Below are 18,443 nucleotides of genomic sequence, written 5' to 3' on the forward strand. Positions count from 1 at the left end.
GCTTATAGCAACAATATTACTTAAACGTTAGGGCACGGCACTGGCGCCCAGTCGGCCAGGTTCGGATCGCGGCAGGTGCCTTCGATCTGCGCCTTACCGGCGCTGGCCACCTGCTTGCTTTCAGCCTGCTTGGTTTGCACGGTCTGAATGCTCTTCTCGGTGGTCACCGCTTCTTTCGGCACGGTTGGCAGCACCGGTTTTTTGGCGACTTTGGCAGGCGTCTTGCCCTTCTTCGCCGGCACCACCTGCGGCGTCGTGTCGGCCTGGGCCACGGTCACCACGTCAGCACGCTGCACACCCACTTGTTTCAGGTCTTGCTCGTAAGCCTGGGTGTAGTTGTTCAAGTCTTCGCTGGCCTTGCCGTTCACGGCAACGATCAGGTCATTGGACTCTTTCAAGCCCGCCACGATTTCCGCCAGGCGTTTGCGGCCTTCAGTGTCGTTGACGGTCTTGGCCTTGCGATCATTCACCAGCTTGGTGAACGCGCTCTGGTAGCACTGCTGGGATGCCTTGGCATACGCGGTGCTGCGGTCGATGTCAGAGGCGCTCTTGTTGAAGTCGGTGGAGTACGACGCGATGCGCTGGTTGTCATCGGTGATCTGCTTCTGACGCTCGGTGTAATAACCTGCTGCGCCACCCGCCAGGGCACCGCCCGCTGCACCGATGGCGGCATTACGGCCGCGCTTTTCGGAGTCGCCGGTCAATGCTCCCAGCAATGCACCGCCGGCTGCGCCCAGGGCGGCACCCGTCACGACCGACTTGGTCATGTTCGAATCGGTTGCACGCAGGTGCTGCACCGGCTCGTAGCAGTTAGGGTAGTACTCGACCTTGGTGCTCGACGCGACCTTGGAGGCCGGCGACGTGGCGCAACCGGTCAACACGGTGCTGAAACCGGCTGCGATCAGCAGCAGGTGACGCTTGGAAACCGCCTTACGGGAAAAAAGCATAGGTGTGTTCTCTGTTAAGTTTGACTTGCCCAGCACGGCCCACCGCCGACTGAGTCCCTTCCAAGCTCGCCGCACAACCAACGGTCAAGACCGCTGACCGCTCGCTGCGAGCAGTTCCTTCAAGATCGTTGCCGGGTCGGCCCGCTGTTGCTTGCGGTAGTTGCCGACATGGCGAACGAACAGTGTCGCGCGCGTCACCAGGCTCTTGCCGAGCACTGGCTTGCGATCCAACTCTTCCTTGATCCTTTGAAACTGGGCCTGGATCACCGCATCGGTGTAACGCGTGCCGGTGGCCAGGTTGTCGATGTAAATCGCCACCGCGCCGTCGAGGGCGCTGCGGCCATTGGTGATGGCCATGTCGAACAGTTGCGCGCTGGCCTCATCCTTATTGTCTTTGGCCTGTTGGCGGCTCTTCTGCAGGTTGGCCAGGCGGATGTTGTAATTGCTGATGGTCTCGGCCACCAACGCGGCCGACTGGATCAGGTTGCCCGCGGCTTCTTCGCGCTGCTGGGCGATCAACGAGACGTTGCGTTTCAGCTCTTCGTTGACCAGGCCGAGTTCGGCTTGCAGTTTTGGGTCGACACTGGCTGCGATGATGCTGTCCAGGCGCTTGGTCGGGTCCTGAGCGTCATCGATGGCGTCAGTCAGCGAAGCCAGGCGGCCTTCTTTCTGCCACTGGGCGAACAGCTCCTTGTAGCGCGAACGCGGCGCCGACAGCGCGCCGATCGCTACGCGAAAACCGGTGGTTTCGTTGCTTTGCTCGGTGCCGTCAGCGGCGAATAACGGGTACTCGCGGCGCATACCGGTAAACAGCGTGCCCTCGCCTTCCAGGTAGTTGCCGCCCTTGACCACGAAGCCACCGTAGGTGCCCTGACGACGCCCGGCGTGCACCAGTTGGAAGGATTCCTGGACCATTTCCGCCGCGTTGCCGATCACATCGAACAGGCCGATAGGGTTGGGCAATTTGGTGCCGATGGGCATCAAGCGCGCTGCCTGGCCAGTGCCGCCAGCGACCTGGTTGAACACTGCGTAGTCACCCAGCGGGCCATCGCTTTCGCTGCCTTCGACGCGGCGCGGGAACAACCGCCCTTCCAGTTCCTGACGGCTCACCGCCTGGCCACCGCGTGCGGCGTATTCCCATTCCACTTCGGTGGGCAGGCGCACAAAACCCAGGCCGCCGTCATCGGCAGAAGAGCCGCGGCCGCTCACCGGCAGCAGCTCACGGTGGTACTTCATCAGCCAGGCGCTGTACACCGCCGAAAAACGCTCCGCTTCAAAGCGCGACAATTTCACCTTGGGCAGGCGCGCAGCCATGCCGGTCGGTGCATCACACGCAGGTGCCGGCTCGCCGCTGGCCAGCGACTGTGCCTGGGACATCACCTGCGCATACTGGCGGGCGGTCACTTCGTACTTGCCGATGAAATACAGCATCGGCTTGAGCGGCGTCTTGGCGTCGGTTTTCGGCATCAATGGCGCGATGACTGTGTTCCAGCCCTTGGGCAAATCCTTGAGCGTGAACTGGCCGTTGATAAAGTCGCGACGGTAGCCGGAAATAAACGACTGCTGATAACCCGCCTCGCCTTCGGCAAAGGGATAACCGAGGCTGATCTCGCGGTCATCCAGCGTGCCTTGGGCCAACACGTAGGCGTAGCGGAACACCATGTTGCCTTCGCAGGGCAGCGGCAGGCTCACGTCATCCGCCAACGGCTTGGGGTTATCAAGTTTGTCACTCGCTTCATCGGCCCAGGCCAACGAGGCCAGGCTCAGCGCCACACAGGCGCCCAGTAACTTATACATCTCTGATTCCTTCAGAAGCCTGGATACGCGCCACTCGCCAACCGCCGCAGGCCGCCGCCACGGCGCTGACGCCGAGGATTGCGACCAGGGCCAGGGCGTAGTGACGCGCCAACAGGTGACTGGCGTATTCGCCCGCCCCCTGCACAAATAGTTTATTCAAAGCGGCCTCGGCCAGGCCATACAGCCCGGCGCTCAGCACGGCGGCATACCCTGCGCTGTACAGCGCCTGCAACACCACAAACAACAACAGTGCGCCGGTGGAAAACCCCAACAGGCGCAGCACCGACAATTCCCGCCGCTTGCGTGCAACCGCCGCCAACGCCCCGGCGAAGATCGCTGCAAACGCCCCAACCAAGGCCAGCCCGGCAATAATCCAGAATACCAACGACAGGTTGCGGCTCAACGACTGCACCTGGGCGATGGTCTGTGCCTGGGTCGACACCAACAGATTCTGCCCGGCGAAATACACCCGCAGCGGCTCCACATCAGTCAGGGTGCGCGCGTATAGACGAAACGCCGGGTACACACGCTGCTCGCTCACCCCGACCGCATCCCCGTCCCAGCCCAACGCCGGTACGGCACGGCCATCGCGGTAATCTTCCGCTGCTTCCAGCAAACCCAAATCAGCAAACAAACCGTCACGGGCGAAGGCTTCCAACGGCAACACCGCCAGCACTTGCAAGCGGGTGCGCTGGGCCTCGACACGCCCCGCCACTTGCCGCGCAAAGCGGGTTTCCAGCCAATCCCCAGGCCGCGCCGCAAGCTTTTCGGCTGCGGTGTGGCTCAGCACGATCTGGTCCAGGCCCTTGGGCATCGGCAAACCACTGAGCAGCGGGTCACCCGCCGCCGTCGGCAGCATTTCCAACGCCAGTGTGCCCACCTGCGCGGTCGCCGCAATTTGCCGGGTACGCGGCACGGCAAAGGCCACATCGCTGCGCCGACCCAGCTGCCGAATAAATTCGCTGCTGAATCGCCCACCGCCCAATGGGATAATTTCACGGGTGGCCGGATCGGTCTCCAAACGTTCGGTCAAACTGCCAACCAGTCCAAATTTCAGGCCGAATAACACCAGCAGCGGCGCGATCACCGCCACCAGCGCCAGCACCGAACAGGCCGACAGCCAGGCATCATTGCGGAAATCCCGCCAGGCCAGCGAGGCCACCACGCCGATGCGCATCAGCACACCTCCCCGAGCGTGGCCGTGACGCCGCCGTCAGGGTCGCGGCGGCAACCGATGCGCCGTACCTGCAAGCCGCTGGCGCGGGCCAGGGGTTCGTCATGGGTGGCGATCACGCAGGCGGCACGGTGTTCGCGGGCCTGGGCCAGCAGCGCCTGCATCACGCGCTCGGCATTCAGCGGGTCCAGCGACGCGGTCGGCTCATCCGCCAGCACCAGCTGCGGCGCATGGGCCAGGGCACGGGCGCAACTCACGCGCTGGCGTTGGCCTACCGACAGGTCCGCCGGTTTCTTCGCCAACTGGTCACTGATCTCCAGCTGCCCCGCCAGACGCGTCACGCTGCCGTCATCTTTCAAACCCAGCAATTGCCGCGACAAGGCGATATTGCTGCGCACATCGAGAAAACCCAGCAGGCCACCGGTTTGCAGCACATAACCCAAGTGCCGGCTGCGCAGCGCAGCCAGGGTAGATTGCTGATCGGCACGCCATAGCCCGCCGATATCGGTGTTGTCGAATTCAAACTGACCGGCCTGATCCGGCGCCAACACCAGCGCGAGCAAATCCAGCAACGTGCTTTTGCCGCAGCCGCTGGGCCCGACAATCGCCAGTTGCTCACCGGCACGCAGCTGCAAGGCCGGAATCACCAGGCTGTAACGCTGGCTGCCCGTGCCCCGGCTTTTGTGTACCGCGCTCAAGTTCAGCATTACGGCAGCGTCGACAACGGCACGCGGTACAACGCATCGCCCGGCTCGGCATCGCCGAAACGGACCCAGTTGGCCACATCATTGTGAAAGGTTTCGTAGAGGCGGATTTTCGAATCCAGCTCGTCGATAAAGTCTTCCTGCTCGGCCACACTCAGCGACAACCACAAGTCCTGGGTCATGTTCAGCGACTTGCTGCGGTACGGCAGGCCTTCCAGGTACTCACCGAGCAGGCCGCCATCGGCCAGGTTACCGCCCTTGCGCAGGGCCTGCGGGTCACGGCTCATATAGGCCGAAGCGCTGGCAATTTCCTGGAAGAAATCCTTGGGCGAGGTTTGGGTTTTGCGCGCGGCATCCACGATCAGTTTCAGCGATTGCTGCAGGTCGTTGAGCTGCAATTTGGTGAGCATCACGCACACCTGGAACGCCGGCAGCGCCGGGTTGGTCAGGTCGCGATCGGCGGTCCAGGCGCTGACCAGTTGCGGCGCCTGGCTCGCGGTTTTACGGCCAAGGAAGTCCATGTGCATGGCGTAGCCGACTGCTGCGGATTTGTCCGCCAGGCTCGGCGCGCTGCTCAGCAGCGGCACCGGTTGCGGTGTGTCGCTGCGAACCTGGTGCACCAGGTTGGCGAACACTGTACCAATCTCATCAACCCGCTCGCCCAGTTTGTGTACATCACCACCGGGTACCGGCGTGTAAAGGTCGCCGATCTGCGGATTGGCGTCGGCGGTGAGCACGCGGTACTGGGTTTCGGCACCGGCGTGGGTTTTCTTGCCGGCATCGGTGCGCAGGTGCAAGGCGTAAATCTTGATCTGCTTGCCGAGTGCCGCCTGACGCACTTCGGCTTCGTTCATCTGGGTGGCGGCAAAGGGGTCGTTCTTGCGCAGCGCGCCGGCATCGGTGACCAGCAAAATGATGCGCCCGCCGTAGCCGGACCAGTCCATGCCATCGACCGCCTGCATCACCCCGGCAAATGCATCTTCGTTGAACGAGTGGCTGGACACCGTTGACGCTTTGACCTGGCGCGCCATGTCGAGGAAACGTTGCGGGTCGCGCCCCTGATCAAGGGTAATAAGCGTCTTGGCGACGTATTCCAAACCGGGGGTTTTCTTGATGCTGTTGCGAAACCCCACCAGCCCGAAGCTCACGCTATCAAGCTCGCCGCGCTCGGCAATGCGGGTTTGCAACTCATGCACCACATCGCGAACCTGGTCGATGTAAGGCTGCATCGAAACCGTCGTGTCGACCACCAACACCACCGCCGTGCGGAAAGCGTCTGCAGCGATCGCTTTGGTAGCCGGCTTGGCCGCCGCGCTGCCCGGGTCGATGGACGCCACATTGAGCAACTGCACCGGCTGGCCGTTTTCGTCGAAGCTCTCTTTGGAGTCAAAAATCGGCAGCAGGTAAAACTGGTTTTGCGGCACGGCGCTGGCCGTCGGCTCAAGCGCCAGCACCTGTTGATTGTCTTCGCGGTTCTTCTGCGCCTTGGCCAACACGTTTTTGGCGGCGGCGGGATCAGCCAACAGCTTTTCCACCTCAGCCGGTTGGCGCAGGAACATCACCGGCGCGCGGCCCGAGCGCTCGGTGAACTTGAGCACCAGGCTTTGCTTCCAGTCGCTGACTTGAGCGGCGGGCAACCACCCATCGCTGCGCCCATCGGTAGCGGCGCCGACGCGCACCCACGGGCTGCCGTCGATGTCTTTGCGCTGGTAAACATAGAGCACCGAAAACGCCGGCAGAGCTTCGCCTGCTGCACCACCGGCATCATGGGAAAGCTTGGCGCCCGGCTTGCTGAGCACGCGCTGGAACAAGGTCTTTTTGCCCGCCATCAGCAACGGCCGCTGGCCGCCATCCGCCTCAGCCACTGCCGGCTTTACCTGCGGCGGTGGTGAGGTTTTGGGCACCACGGCGACAGGCGGTTTGGCAGGTTCATCGCTGCCGCTCAGCCACCAGTAACTGGCGCCACCAATGGCCAGTGCCACCGCCACGGCCACGGCGGCCAGGGCCAACATCGGGCCACGGCGCTGTTCGGACACGGCGCGGTGTTGCGTCGGCGTCACCACCGGCTGACGCACCGGTTGCGGCTGGGGTTTGTCGGTCGGAATGTCGATGGACACCGGCGTCATTCCGGCCAAGTCAAAACTCAGCGGAATCGGTAACGGCCGTACCAACGTGGCTTCCGGCGAGTCTGCGGGCAGTTGGTCCAGCGCACGCAGCAACGCCGCCGCATCCGGAAAACGCTCGGCGGGGTCTTTGGCCAACAGCTTGCGCAGCACGTCCTGATAACGGCCATGGTGCACCGGCAGTTCCGGCAGCGGCTCGGTCAGATGCGCCAGCGCAGTGGACAGCGCATCAGTGCCGTTATACGGCAGCTTGCCAACCAGAATTTCGTAGAGCACCACGCCCAGCGCATACAGGTCGGCGCGGCCATCAATTTCCTGGCCTCGCGCCTGCTCCGGGCTCATGTAGCTCGGCGTGCCCACGGCAAAGCCGGCTTGAGTGAACTGGGTGCGATCGTCCAGGGACTTGGCGATGCCGAAGTCCGACAGTACGGCGGTGCCGTCAGCGCGAAACAGAATGTTCGCCGGTTTGACGTCGCGGTGCACCAAACCCTGCGCATGCGCATAGCCCAACGCCGAAGCGATCTGGCGAATCAGCGTCACGCCCTGCTCCGGCGTCAGGCCGGCGGCGATGCGCTCTTTGAGCGTGCCGTTGGGCAGGTATTCCATGGCCATGTAGTACAGCTCACCGACATTGCCGATGTCATGGATGGTCACCGTGTGCGGATGCGACAGGCGCGCCAGGGTCTTGCCCTCGCGCAGGAAGCGCTCGCAGAAGCTCGGGTCGGCCGCCAGCGCCGCGGCCATCACCTTCAAGGCCACCTTGCGCTCCAGCGAGCGCTGGGTCGCCAGGTACACGCTGGCCATGGCGCCTTCGCCGATCTCGCCTTCGATGTCGTAGCCCGGGATCACAATGTTCATGGCGAGACCTTCACGACAATGGCAGTGATATTGTCCGGCGCGCCGCGATTGAGCCCCAGGTGCACCAGGCTGCGCACAATTTCATCCGGCGCATCATGGCTCAGCACTTCGCGGATCTCATGGTCTTCAACGGTCTTGTTAAGGCCATCGCTGCACAGCAGGTAGCTGTCACCGGGGGAAATCAACAGGTCAGCCACCGCCACTTCCAGCTGGGCCTCCACGCCCACCGCGCGGGTGACAATATTGGCACGGGGATGCACGCGCGCGTCGGCTTCGCTGAGCAGGCCGCTGTCTTGCAGGTCCTGCACGTAGCTGTGGTCACGGGAAATGCTCTCCAGCTGCCCCTCGCGCAGGCGGTACAGGCGACTGTCGCCGGCCCATAAACACACGCCACGCAGGCCACGTGCGGCAAGCACCACCACAGTGCTGCCCATCATGCTCACGCCACGGTTAGCGGTTTCTTCGCGCACCGTGGCGTTGATGCGAATCAGGTCATTGCGCAAGGCAGCCGAGTATTCATCCAGTGAGCGCCCCACCGACACATTGCGCAGGCTGTCGACGATCAGGCTGCTGACGTAATCACCGGCCGCATGCCCGCCCATGCCATCGGCCACAACCCACAGGCGGTTTTCCGGCAGGTCCAGGCACGCGTCTTCATTGACCTGACGCACCATGCCCACATGGCTTTTGCTCGCGGATTTAAACGTCGCCCCCATCTACACCACACCTTCTTGTCCGAGCAAAAACTGCGCAAAATCGCCGGCAGCCGGCAAACCCTGGCACCGCAATAAACCGGGTGAAATACGTTGTGAGCCACGGCCCCACCACAGGCTGGCACCTTCACAGGCCTGCTCGGCCAGTGCGGTCATGCGGCTGTGGGGCACAGTGGCGGCGACCCGTTGCAGGCCCGCGAAGCGACTGTCGACCGCGCGTTGCTCACTGGCCGGGAGGCCCAGGCTGTCGACGCCATCGTTGAAACGTTCGAACGTGGCGTCAGTATCCAGGGTGCTGAGCAACAGCTCTTCAGCCTGCTCAAACCACGTATCCGGACCGCCCACCAATGACGCCGGGTTAGTGTCGTGATCAAGCAACGCCACTACGGCCAACGGGAAATAGCGCCCGACCCGATCAATGCTCGGCATCACCACACCTGTCGCCGCGTCCGGCCCGCACACGCCCGGTGCCAGCACAAAACGCCACAACGGGCTGACCAGATAGACGTTGAGCCAATCGCCGCCCAGGCTGTTCTGGCTGGCGAGCAAACCGGCGGCCAGCCAGCTGTCCCACGGGCCGATAAAACTCTGGGGCAAGGCGCGGCTGACAAAGTCGCCGCGGCTGGCCAACTTGCCGTAGAAGCCTAGCGTGGTCATAGCCGCTCCGGCAGGCTGAAGCCACTGAGTACGCGGCTTTTGAACGGGTTGAAGGCGCTGTTGGCGCGCAACTCGTAGGCGATGCTCGCGCCATCAACCCGCAAACGCAGGTTGAAACGGTCCGGTGAGTTGCCGGCACTCAGGTCCGATTGTTCCAGCAGGCGGAACCACGCCCACGGGCCGTCCAGGGTCACGCCGGAACGGCCACTGGCTGACGGCGGCATGATCGAAATACGCACCACGCCAATGCTGCCGGGGTTGGGCCATTGCATCGCCACCGGGCGGCTTGGGCCGTGGTCGTAGCTCAGTTGCTGGCCGTCGAGGTCGAGCAGGAACTGGGTGATGGTCGGGTCCATCGACACCGGCTTGAGCTCGAAACGCACGATCGGCTGGGTGCCCCCCGATCTGAAGAACGCGTCACGAATAGCCGCCGCACGCTGGAAGGTTTGCAGCACGCCCGGTGCAATCCCGAGCTTTTGCGCCGCGCCCGGCTGCCAGCGCCAGGTCTGCGTGGATGTATCCACGTAAGGCTGCAGGTATTTGCGGAAGTAGTTATCCATCACCCCGCCCACGCCGAAGAACTGGCCGAAGTCATCCAGCGTGGCGTCCCGCGCGCTGCCCGGCGACATCGGATAACGGCCTGCCAGAGACTGGCGATACACGTTGACCACTTCACTCACCCACGCCGCATTCAGCTGGTTACGCACCCCGCCCATCATGCTGTTGGTGGTGGAGTTGACCACCGACTTGACCATGCCCTGCACCAGCGGGGGCTGGCGTTCGGCATTCAAGCTGACCCGCGTGGCCGCAGCCGCCGCCTGGTTCTTGGCCTCGCCGAGCAAGGCGTCACCACTGGCGCCGACCATGGCGCTGACTTGCACATACAGCGCGTTCATGTCCGCCAGCAGGCCGTCGATGGCCGCGGGTTCGCCTTCGTTTTTGCTGACGATGCTATTGAGTTCGGCAAAGTGCGCGGTCACCGGATCGTCCGCCGCTTGCGGTGCATTAGCGCTTGGTTGCTCCTGGCCGAGCAGGCTGCCGAGGCGCTCCTTGAGCTTGTCGACGCCGCCTTCCACCGGCACGCCTTTGGCGGCCAATTGGCGTTCTTCAGCTTGCAGGTCGGTCTCCTTGGCGACGGCTACCAGCAGCTTTTTCAGCGGCGAAGTGGGGCCGGAAATCACCCGCAGCACATCGGCCGCCTGGGCCACGCTGGTGATCGGCACAAAGTCGATGTCCGCGAGCAAGGCGTCCCATTGGCGCTGGTAGTCCTGGAAGTACAGGCGGCGCACGTCGGCGGCCAGGCTCACCACGTTCTGTTGATCGGCCTGTTCACGGCCCAGTACCCATTGCTCTTCGGCCAGGGTGCCGGTCTGGTTCAGGCTGCTGAGCAGGAAGGCCTGACGATAGCCTTTGGCAGTGAAGAACCCACTCAACGGCTCGCCCAACGGCTTGCCGCTTTTACGGCTGAACACCAGCGCGGCATCGCGGCCGGCGGCTTCGTTGAGGCGAAAGTCGGGGATGCCCTCGGGCAGCTTCTGGCGCTTGACCCGGTCGTACACGCGTTGCGCCACCGGCAGCTGTTGCAGTTGGCGACGCAGGTCATCGATCAAGCGTGGGTCCAGCCGCGCATTCGGCGGGTGGCGGTCGAACAGCGCCTGCAAGTGCCCGTTCAACGCCTGGCGCTGATCGGCCGGCAGGTCACGCGGCAGGTTGCGGTCCCAATCCAGGGCGACCCAGGCCTTGATGAAGTCCGGGTCGTAGTGCTCGTTGTCGGCGAGCATCAGGTAGGCCTTGAGGCCTTCATAGAGGAAGTCGGAATTGCCGCCACCATGCAGTTGCTCTTCGATGCGCGTGACCAGGCGTGGCGCGAACACGGCGATCAACAGCTTGCGGTAGACGCTGGCAGATTCGGCTTCGAGCATATCGCCCTGATACAGGCCCAGGCCTTCGGACCAGCTCGGCGAATCGCCCGCGAGGTTCTTCATCGCATTGAGCAGCGGCAACACTGCCAGCACTTCACGCTGCGCCGGGCTGAGGTTCTGTACCGTCTGGCCGAGCGGCGCAACCTTCTGATCAACCTGGGCGATATACGCCTGATTGGCGCGATAACTTACCCACCACAGGCCACTGACCACCACCACCAAGGCGACGGTAGCTGCCAGCACACCGCGTGCAATCCACTTGCGGCGGCGCTCGACTTTCGGGTTTACACCCACCAACCCACGCTCGGCAAACGCCACGGCGGTGAATAATTTTTCGATAAAATAACTGCGCCCGGTGCCGCTCTGTCGCGCCAGGTGCTGGCGGTCCAGGTTCATGCTCTGGGCCATGGCGCCGATCAGGCGATCAATCGGGCTGCCTTCCTGGGTGCCGCTGGTGAAGTACACACCGCGCAGCAACACACGCTCTTCGAAGGCGTTGGGTTTGAACACGCCTTCGAGGAAGCTTTGCAGGCAATCTTTCAACGCGCCGAACTGCTGCGGGAAACCGTAGATCAGGTCACGCCGCGCCGGGTCACGCTCCTGTTGCAGGCGTTCCACCAGCCGTTCGTTCAGGCGCTGCTCAAGACCGGCAAACTCGCTTTGCAGATGGGCCAGTGGGCTGTCACTGTTTTTGCCGTCGTCCAGGGCGAAGGTCATGCCCCACACCTGGGCGCGGTCTTCCTTGCTCAGGTTGTCGAAGAACTCCATGAAACCCGGCACCAAGTCGAGCTTGGTCAGCATCAGGTAGATCGGGAATCGCACACCCAGTTGGGTGTACAGCTCCTGGATCCGCAGGCGAATTGCGGCCGCATGGGCGGCGCGTTCGGCATCCGTACCGAGCAGCAGATCCGAGAGGCTGATGGCGATAAACGCGCCATCAATCGGGCGACGCGAACGCTGCTTTTTCAGCAGATCGAGAAAGCCCAACCACGCAGCTTTATCCACTGTGGAGTTGCTGTCCTGGGTGGTGTAGCGGCCGGCGGTATCGAGCAAAACGGCCTGGTCGGTAAACCACCAATCACAGTTACGCGTGCCGCCAACACCGCGCACCGCACCGGCGCCCAACTGTGCAGCAAGTGGAAAGTGCAGGCCGGAATTGACCAGCGCGGTGGTCTTGCCCGAACCCGGCGGGCCGATGATCACGTACCACGGCAGCTCATAGAGATTGCGGCGCTCATCACCACCGAGCTTGGCCTTTTTCAGCAATGCCAGGGCTTCGTCCATGCGCTGGCGCAGGGCCGACAACTCTTCGGCGGTGGCGACGCTGTTGGGGTCGGCCGGGGTTTCGGCGGCGAGGCTGCGCATCACTTCGGCGGCCTGGCGGCGCGCCTGGATAATGCGCACTACGCGGTAGGCGATCCACAGCGCAAACACCAGGATGATCAGCGCCCAGCGCCGCCCTTCCGGCACCAGCACATCGAGCAACGGCCCCACAAACCAGATGATCAGGCTCAGGGCAATCAGGCCCAGTACGGGGATCACCCAGCGAATCATAAAACTGAAAAACGCCTTCACTCGACGCCCTCCGCCAATACGGTGATTTCAACCCGTCGATTACGGGCACGGCCTTCGGCAGTAGCGTTGGTCGCCACCGGCTCGGTGTCGCTGCGGCCTTCGGCACTGAAGCGATCCGACTGGCCGGTCTTGGCCGCCAGAATCTCCAGCACCGATTTGGCACGTGCTTCGGACAATGCCCAGTTGGACGGGAAACGCAGCGTGGCAATCGGGCGGTTGTCGCTGTGGCCGGTCACGCGGACCTGGCCCTTGACCTTGCGGATGGCGTCAGCGATGCGCAGCATCAGCGGCTCGAAGTCATCGCGGATGCTGGAGCTGGCAGATGCGAACAGCTCATCGCCGCGAATCGTCACCACGGAACGGTCGACCTTGTCTTCCACCGCCACGCGGCCCGCCTTGATGTCTTCCACCAGGAAGCCGGCCAGGCGCGGCCGTTCGATGACTTTAGGTTGCGCCACCGGGCGGTCGATGGCCTGCACGGGAATCTCGCCCAGGGCATGGATATTCTTGAACACCGGTTCCGCATCCGACGCCAGCTTCATGCGCAACCCAAACAGTAACGTCAGCAGCAACGCCAGGCCGATGGCCACGGCGATCCACGGCGGCATGAATTGCGCCAGGCGATCACGCGCCACGGTCACGCCGCGCCAATGCGGCGAGAGTTCGCGCTCGTGCTCGCCACGCGCACTGCGAATCGCTGCGGCGGTGCGTTCACGCAAGGCTTCCAACTGGCTGCGACCGTCATTCATCACACGATAGCGGCCTTCAAAACCCAGGCACATGCACAGGTACAACAGCTCCAGCAGGTACAACCGCTCGCGTGGGCTTTGCAGGCAATGGTCGAGCAACTGGAAGACCTTTTCACCGCCCCAGGCTTCGTTGTGCACGGTGATCAACAAACTCTGCTTGCCCCAGTCACTGGTACTGCCCCAGGGCGTGCTGAGCACGGCTTCATCGAGCGCCGTACACAGCGCGTAACGCGCCAGCAGCACTTCGTTGCGCGCCACACCGGCGGCTTCAGCACGTTCTTCGAACTGGCGCAGGTAGGCCAGCAACTGCGCACGCAAACTGGCCGGCGCTGGGTGGGCGATGGTGTTGCGCAGGCGCGTCAACAACGCCAGCAGCGGCCCGGCGGCGCTTTCCAACGGGTTCAGGCCCTGGCTTTTGCCGGTGAGGATCGGCGCGGCCGGCATCGACAAAGGCGCCGGTTCCGCACGTGCGGGAGCAGGCTCCCGGCCACCCGGACGCGGCATGAACTGAGTGCGGTCATCATCATTGGGATGCATCGCCAATTATCCTCGGATCGCCCAGAAGGCCAGGTTCAAGCCCGGGAACTGCCCGGCGATGTGGAAGGCAAACCCGCCGGAGTTGTTCAGTTGCTGCCAGTGCTCGCTGCCACGGTCCAACTCGTAATAGGTGGAGCCTGCGTGGTAGGGGATCTGGCGTGGCGCGACCGGCAACGGCAGCAGGCCGATGCCTGGCAGTTGCAGGTTGACCATGTCGCGGATGTGCTCCACCGAACCGACTTTGCTCTGCTGGCCGAAGCGTGCGCGCAGGGTTTCGCCGGGCACGTCGGCGCGGACCACGAGGATGAAACTGGCACTGTCGAGCAGGGTTTTGTCGGCGAGCATGGCCACGTGGATGCCGTAGGCTTTTTCCACAATAGGGATCGGCGTGGCTTTGCTGTCGATCAGCATCGACAAGGCTTCACGCAATGCTGCCATCACCGGGGCAAAGCTCAGGGCCAGGTCATCATGTTGGTATTGCGGGTATTCCTGCGGGCGCCGGCCCGTGGTGGAAAACGTGGCGAACTCACCCGCCAGGCTCACCAACTCGCTGAAAAGCCGCTCAGGGTGCAGCGGGCTCAACTGGCTCAAATGCTGGATCAGCGGCTGCGCCCGGTTGACCAATTGCAGCAGCATGAAGTCGGCAATTTCCGAAGCACCACCCGCACCCGAGGCGACCACGCGGCCCGCCAGGGCTTCGCCGCGCTGGTGCAGCAGGCCGAGCAGTTCGCTGCGAAAGGCAGTCAGTGGTTTGCTCGCGGCCACGTCCAGCACCGGCGGGATGTAAGTGTCATCGAGTACCAGCGCGCGGTCGGCACGCTTTTCCTTGATGCGCACCAGGCCGATGGCGGCGTAGTCACTGATGCCATCCTGCGCAGTCAACAGGCGCAGCGCTCGGGAGCCCACGGCCACTGGTGCGCGGTTTTCAAACGGCGCGTTGTCGTCGCGCACTTCGCGCACCTGGCTTACGTAGCGCGCCGCTTCCAGCGCTTCACCTTCATCCACCGTGTCTCGCGCACCGGCGCGCTTGAGCGGCAAGGCCAGGTACACCAGGCCGTCGCGCAGGTTGTCGTCGATATTCAGCGGGCTCGGCGCCAGGTCGTCCTGGGGAATGTTGAACGGCGTGCCGTCGGGCAACAGGCCACGCGCCGACACGATCGCCAGCTTGCCCTGGGCCAGCAGGCCCTGATCGATCAGCAACTCGGAGAAGCCCCAGGCACCGGCGGACAACGGGCGGCTGCGCGCGTCGATGAGGTTTTCCAGGTAACGGTCATGCTGCTGGAAGTGCTGCGTTCCGATGAACATGCCTTCCGACCAGACCACGCGATTGTTCCAGGACATGGGGGCTCCGAGGGTTTCTTATTGGGCAGGGCTGGATGGGGGAACCACGACGTCGGCGCGCACGGCACGCACATCGAGGCTGATCTGATATTCGGTGTATTGGCGCGCCGGAACAGTGAGCACCGTGCGCCATTGCGCGCGGTCCAGCTCGCGATAGCCCACCAACAAACCGATCTGGCGTGTGGAGGGGTCAAGGTCGCGCTGGATGCTCAATTGCTGGCCGGGCTGGATCATCACTTCATCCTGGTCCAGCAGGTCCAGGCCAAGGGTGGATTGCGCGCGATCGGCCAAGGCGAAGTAGTCGGAGCGACTGAAGGTGGCGGCATTTTTCAGTTCGAAAATGCGCACCCGTACCGGAGCGGCCTGGCCGTTGGCGCCGGGGTTTAGCCCGGCAATGGCGTGAAAGTGCAGCTCGACGGCGGCAGTGCCCGCCTCGGCTTCAGCGGCAGCCTCGGGTTTGACCGCGTCCTTGGCACACGCCGTCAGCAGCAGTGCGGTGGCGGCTGCGAGTAAAAACCTGGGAATCATCCTGCGTCCTCAATGACGTACTTAGCTATCCGTTTTATCCATTATTGCGGCGCGTTTTAGCGTCGCTGTCGTGCGCTGTGTTCTTCGTATGCCCGGCTGAATTCGCGACCGAACAGGTCCTGGAAATCTTCCTGGGCCTCACGGGAAATATTGCTGTAGAGCTCGGTGAACTGCTGCCAGTACTGCGCCTGACGCGAACCGTTGAACAGGCTCGACAGCCCGGCGGGCTTGCCCATGCGCTCTTCCAGCTGTGCCGGTTCAAAACGTGTGAGCAGGTGTTTGATCGCCGCTTCCACACCGGCCATCACTGCCAGTTGGTGGGCGCGCAGGTCGTCGAAACTGTCGCGCACGGCAACGTCCGGCGCCATAAACGCTTGGTTGCCATGACGAAGCAGCAGCAGTAAGGCTTCGTCAGCATTCGGCGCAAATTTCAACGGGTTGTTTTCAGCCGGCTGGATCATGGTCTGCTGCATGCGGAACTCGCCTTTGAGGCTGGCGCGGGCACGCAACACGTCGATCAGGCCTTCGACCATCAGGCGGTAGCTGCAGCCGATGCTTTCCATTTGTGCTTCGGCTTGAGCCTTGTCGAGGCGCAATTGGTCCAGCCCGGCGCCGCGCAGGAACGCCTGGAGCAGGTCGGGCTGCGAGGAAATGTCCGGGGCGGCCGGCTGCATGATTGGCGCGAGGGGCGGTTCAACGGGTGCAACCGGCTGGGGAGTTGCTACGACGGGCGCTGGCGTGTCGCCGAACAAGTCCCAATCTTCGGGAATCACCGAGCCTGACACTGCGGGCTTTTCGACCACAGGCACCGCGAACGGCGTTGGCGGACGAAAATCGTGCTGCTCGCTGGGTACGTGGTCCGCCACAGTTGGCGGCGGCACGGTGGTCGGGGTGAGGAAGTCGAACAGGTCCGGCAGCGTGTCCATCGACGAGGCGCCCTGGAACTGCGGCGCGATCACAGGCGCAGGTACAGGTGCAGGCTTGTTCGCCACCGCGCCCATCAGCGCTTCAAAACTGTTCGCCGAATCGCCGCTGAACGGCTGGCTATCAAGCGCCTGCACGTTGAAGTCGATACGCGCCTGGATCTCGTAATCGCCGATGCGGATCAACTCGCCATCTTGCAACGGCTCGCTGTTCCCTCTACGCATCCGGATGCCGGCGTTAACCAGCTCCACTCCGTTTGTACTGTTATCGGTCAGATAGTAACGGCCATCTTTGTATTGAATCACGCAATGCTGCGAGGAGACTAACCGCTCTGGATCAGGTAATACCCAGTCATTGTCGGAATTGCGGCCAATAGCCATCACGCCCTGATCCATGGACTTTTCAGAGCATTGCCCAGGGGTAATCTTGTGATAACTAGTGATAGTCAAACACAGCGACATCTTGCCTCCTTGCTGATACATCGCGCGCGGTCTATTCCAAGGGAGGGCGTTTACCGTAAACGCCCTGCCAAGTCGTGCAACCGACCGTAAAATCTGCTCTTGTCACCATGATCGCTGATCTTAACCGGCTTCTGTGACAAAAATCCTGTCTCGGGGCGCCGTCAGACCCGTCAGTCGCGCAGTGTGTTAAACACCGCACATCTGTCACAGAGGGCGAGTAGCTTACCTTGACAACGCGTAACTACTACACCAAAAATGCACAACTTCTTGAACATAAGTGATGGCACCATAGTGGCACGCTGAGTATATGACCAAGAAAACATGCAAAGTTCATTGCGCAACTAATGCATGCGTTGCCCGGCATCTAACGGGCTGATAAGGAGATCGAATCAAGTGGATGTGCCGTTGCTGCTCGCCGCCGTTTCCGCGACTTCGCCCTGTGGTGAAGACCTGGAATATGACGCGCAATTCCTTCAACTGGAACGTGACGCCAAGGGCCAGCCCGAGCGCAGCATGGGCGACTCGATCCTGCCCGCCGAACCACCACAATGGCGCAGCATCCAGCAGCAAAGCCTCGATTTGTTGCAACGCAGCAAAGACCTGCGCATCACCCATTTCCTGTTGCAAAGCTCCCTCGCCCTCCAGGGTGTGGCCGGGCTTGCCGAAGTCCTTACGTTGATCAACGCGCTGCTGCGCGAATACTGGGCCGACCTGTACCCGCGCCTGGATGCCGAAGACGATAACGACCCCACCGTGCGCATCAACGCCCTGTCCGGCTTGACCAGTGACGCGACCATTCGCCTGCTGCGCGAGAGCATCCTCACGCGCTCGCGCACGTTCGGGCCGGTGAGCCTGCGCGCGGCGCTCAACGCCAGCGGCCTGTCGAACTTCCCGGATGAGCAACTCGGCGCGCAGCAACTCAATGCCGCGTTCCTCGACAGCGACGCCGAACACCTGCAAGCCACGCGCGACGCCTTGAGTGCCGCGCGTGCCGCCTGCGAGGCCATCGAACAACAGGTCAGCGACCAGGTCGGCTCGGCCCAGGGCGTAGACCTGAGCCTGTTGAAGCAACCGCTCAAGCAGGCGCTGCAGATCCTCAATCAAGCCGTACCCGACCCTGCAGGCAGCAGCGAACCCGAGGCCGTCAGTGAAGACAATGCCCCCTCGGTCGATTTCGCCGCCGCCCCCGCAGCACCGCGCCCCACGGGCGACATCGCCACCCGCGATGACGTGCTGCGCAGCCTCGACAAGATCCTTGCGTACTACACCCGGCACGAGCCTTCGAGCCCGCTGCCGGTGTTGTTGAACCGGGCTAAGCATCTGGTGCACGCCGACTTTGCGGCCATCGTGCGCAATCTGATCCCCGACGGCATGTCCCAATTTGAAAACCTGCGCGGCCCGGAAAGCGAGTAAGCCGCCGGACTGTGCAGTAA

At 63.0% G+C, this 18,443-nt stretch carries 13 protein-coding genes; 1 reads left to right on the forward strand and 12 read right to left on the reverse strand.

Annotated features, from left to right (window positions below; all coding sequences use genetic code 11):
* Positions 1 to 20 precede the first annotated feature (20 nt).
* The 12 genes from tagQ to tagH form a co-directional block, all read right to left on the reverse strand.
* Positions 21 to 947: a type VI secretion system-associated lipoprotein TagQ gene (gene tagQ, locus BFP92_RS27545; protein WP_065931912.1), complete on the reverse strand. Its 927-nt coding sequence runs from the start codon at positions 945 to 947 to the stop codon at positions 21 to 23.
* Between the two features lie 84 nt (positions 948 to 1,031).
* Complete coding sequence (locus BFP92_RS27550) at positions 1,032 to 2,744, reverse strand: formylglycine-generating enzyme family protein (RefSeq protein WP_065931913.1); 1,713 nt, start codon at positions 2,742 to 2,744, stop codon at positions 1,032 to 1,034.
* Positions 2,737 to 3,921: an ABC transporter permease gene (locus tag BFP92_RS27555; protein ID WP_065931914.1), complete on the reverse strand. Its 1,185-nt coding sequence runs from the start codon at positions 3,919 to 3,921 to the stop codon at positions 2,737 to 2,739. The genes BFP92_RS27550 and BFP92_RS27555 overlap by 8 nt, the downstream gene beginning before the upstream one ends.
* Positions 3,921 to 4,625 (reverse strand): ABC transporter ATP-binding protein, encoded by a 705-nt coding sequence (locus tag BFP92_RS27560; protein WP_056860851.1) that lies wholly within the window; start codon positions 4,623 to 4,625, stop codon positions 3,921 to 3,923. Before BFP92_RS27560 ends, BFP92_RS27555 begins: the two co-directional genes overlap by 1 nt.
* Positions 4,625 to 7,603, reverse strand: a complete 2,979-nt coding sequence (locus BFP92_RS27565) for a serine/threonine-protein kinase (protein ID WP_065931915.1) — start codon at positions 7,601 to 7,603, stop codon at positions 4,625 to 4,627. The genes BFP92_RS27560 and BFP92_RS27565 overlap by 1 nt, the downstream gene beginning before the upstream one ends.
* A complete protein-coding gene (locus BFP92_RS27570) occupies positions 7,600 to 8,319 on the reverse strand; it encodes a PP2C family protein-serine/threonine phosphatase (protein WP_065931916.1) in 720 nt (239 codons plus the stop codon). Before BFP92_RS27570 ends, BFP92_RS27565 begins: the two co-directional genes overlap by 4 nt.
* Entirely contained in the window at positions 8,320 to 8,973 is a 654-nt protein-coding gene (tagF, locus tag BFP92_RS27575) for a type VI secretion system-associated protein TagF (RefSeq protein ID WP_065931917.1), read from the reverse strand.
* Positions 8,970 to 12,470: a type VI secretion system membrane subunit TssM gene (tssM, locus tag BFP92_RS27580; RefSeq protein ID WP_065931918.1), complete on the reverse strand. Its 3,501-nt coding sequence runs from the start codon at positions 12,468 to 12,470 to the stop codon at positions 8,970 to 8,972. Before tssM ends, tagF begins: the two co-directional genes overlap by 4 nt.
* The gene (locus tag BFP92_RS27585; protein WP_065931919.1) at positions 12,467 to 13,756 is read right to left on the reverse strand and encodes a DotU family type VI secretion system protein; all 1,290 of its coding nucleotides are present in this window, start codon (positions 13,754 to 13,756) and stop codon (positions 12,467 to 12,469) included. Before BFP92_RS27585 ends, tssM begins: the two co-directional genes overlap by 4 nt.
* A gap of 6 nt (positions 13,757 to 13,762) precedes the next feature.
* Positions 13,763 to 15,097 carry a type VI secretion system baseplate subunit TssK gene (gene tssK, locus BFP92_RS27590; RefSeq protein ID WP_065931920.1) on the reverse strand — a complete coding sequence of 445 codons (1,335 nt, stop codon included), beginning with the start codon at positions 15,095 to 15,097 and terminating at the stop codon, positions 13,763 to 13,765.
* An 18-nt stretch (positions 15,098 to 15,115) separates the two neighbouring features.
* On the reverse strand, positions 15,116 to 15,625 hold the full coding sequence (gene tssJ, locus BFP92_RS27595; protein WP_065931921.1) for a type VI secretion system lipoprotein TssJ: 510 nt from the start codon (positions 15,623 to 15,625) through the stop codon (positions 15,116 to 15,118).
* A 56-nt stretch (positions 15,626 to 15,681) separates the two neighbouring features.
* Positions 15,682 to 17,010 (reverse strand): type VI secretion system-associated FHA domain protein TagH, encoded by a 1,329-nt coding sequence (gene tagH / locus BFP92_RS27600; protein ID WP_065931922.1) that lies wholly within the window; start codon positions 17,008 to 17,010, stop codon positions 15,682 to 15,684.
* A gap of 393 nt (positions 17,011 to 17,403) precedes the next feature.
* On the opposite strand from tagH, the gene tssA reads away from it, so the two are divergent.
* Complete coding sequence (tssA, locus tag BFP92_RS27605; protein ID WP_065931923.1) at positions 17,404 to 18,423, forward strand: type VI secretion system protein TssA; 1,020 nt, start codon at positions 17,404 to 17,406, stop codon at positions 18,421 to 18,423.
* Positions 18,424 to 18,443 lie beyond the last annotated feature (20 nt).

It is taken from the genome of Pseudomonas sp. 58 R 3, from assembly GCF_900006605.1.
GTDB classification, from domain to species: domain Bacteria; phylum Pseudomonadota; class Gammaproteobacteria; order Pseudomonadales; family Pseudomonadaceae; genus Aquipseudomonas; species Aquipseudomonas salomonii.

Bases quoted from the DNA above. Each gene is read 5' to 3' on its own strand.
- tagF (WP_065931917.1), bottom strand. From the start codon at position 8,973: ATGACCACGCTAGGCTTCTACGGCAAGTTGGCCAGCCGCGGCGACTTT.
- tssK (WP_065931920.1), bottom strand. From the start codon at position 15,097: ATGTCCTGGAACAATCGCGTGGTCTGGTCGGAAGGCATGTTCATCGGA.
- tssJ (WP_065931921.1), bottom strand. From the start codon at position 15,625: ATGATTCCCAGGTTTTTACTCGCAGCCGCCACCGCACTGCTGCTGACG.
- BFP92_RS27570 (WP_065931916.1), bottom strand. From the start codon at position 8,319: ATGGGGGCGACGTTTAAATCCGCGAGCAAAAGCCATGTGGGCATGGTG.
- BFP92_RS27555 (WP_065931914.1), bottom strand. From the start codon at position 3,921: ATGCGCATCGGCGTGGTGGCCTCGCTGGCCTGGCGGGATTTCCGCAAT.
- tagQ (WP_065931912.1), bottom strand. From the start codon at position 947: ATGCTTTTTTCCCGTAAGGCGGTTTCCAAGCGTCACCTGCTGCTGATC.
- BFP92_RS27550 (WP_065931913.1), bottom strand. From the start codon at position 2,744: ATGTATAAGTTACTGGGCGCCTGTGTGGCGCTGAGCCTGGCCTCGTTG.
- BFP92_RS27585 (WP_065931919.1), bottom strand. From the start codon at position 13,756: ATGCATCCCAATGATGATGACCGCACTCAGTTCATGCCGCGTCCGGGT.
- tagH (WP_065931922.1), bottom strand. From the start codon at position 17,010: ATGTCGCTGTGTTTGACTATCACTAGTTATCACAAGATTACCCCTGGG.
- BFP92_RS27560 (WP_056860851.1), bottom strand. From the start codon at position 4,625: ATGCTGAACTTGAGCGCGGTACACAAAAGCCGGGGCACGGGCAGCCAG.
- BFP92_RS27565 (WP_065931915.1), bottom strand. From the start codon at position 7,603: ATGAACATTGTGATCCCGGGCTACGACATCGAAGGCGAGATCGGCGAA.